This window comes from Enterocloster alcoholdehydrogenati (genome assembly GCF_013282095.1).
GTDB classification, from domain to species: Bacteria; Bacillota; Clostridia; order Lachnospirales; family Lachnospiraceae; genus Enterocloster; species Enterocloster alcoholdehydrogenati.
This window is the reverse complement of the sequence record NZ_BLTJ01000047.1, coordinates 1-556: the sequence shown is the minus strand read 5'-3', so window position 1 is coordinate 556 and position 556 is coordinate 1. Positions and strand designations below refer to the sequence as shown.

The following is a 556-nucleotide window of genomic DNA, read 5'->3' as shown; positions in this document are numbered from 1 at the left end:
GATCGGGAATCCATGAAATCGGAGGATCTGCTGAAACGGGATTTCCATGCAAATGCCCCATTGGAAAAATGTATTACAGACATCACGGAGATCCCGGCGTCCAATGGAAAACTGTATGTATCTGCGACTTTCGACTGCTTTGATCTTAGCGTCCTTGGACTGGCAATGGAAATAACTATGAAAGCAGATCTGTGTGTCCATACACTGGAAAATGCTTTGACTGCTTATCCCGCACTGGAAGGTGCAGTCATCCACAGTGACCGTGGAAGGCAGTATACCAGCGAGACCTACCGTCAGGCCATCCGGGAGAACCACATCCATCAAAGCATGAACAGTGCCGGAGGACGCTGCCATGATAATGCACGGTGTGAAAGTATGTGGGCTAGAATGAAGACGGAGCTTCTCTATGACCGCTATGACACAAAGCAAATGACAGTAGAGGATTTAAAGGTGCTCATCTGGAGATACTTCCTCAGTTACTGGAATAACCGGAGGATCTGCTCAGCCAATGGCGGCCTTCCTCCTATGATAAAACGCAGGCAGTATTATGAGGCTT

Annotated in this window: 1 protein-coding gene; it reads left to right on the top strand. The window is 48.2% G+C overall.

The window, feature by feature from the left end:
* Positions 1–556, top strand: a 556-nt coding sequence (locus HW447_RS17850; protein WP_176256361.1) for a DDE-type integrase/transposase/recombinase, incomplete at both ends; no start/stop codon positions are given.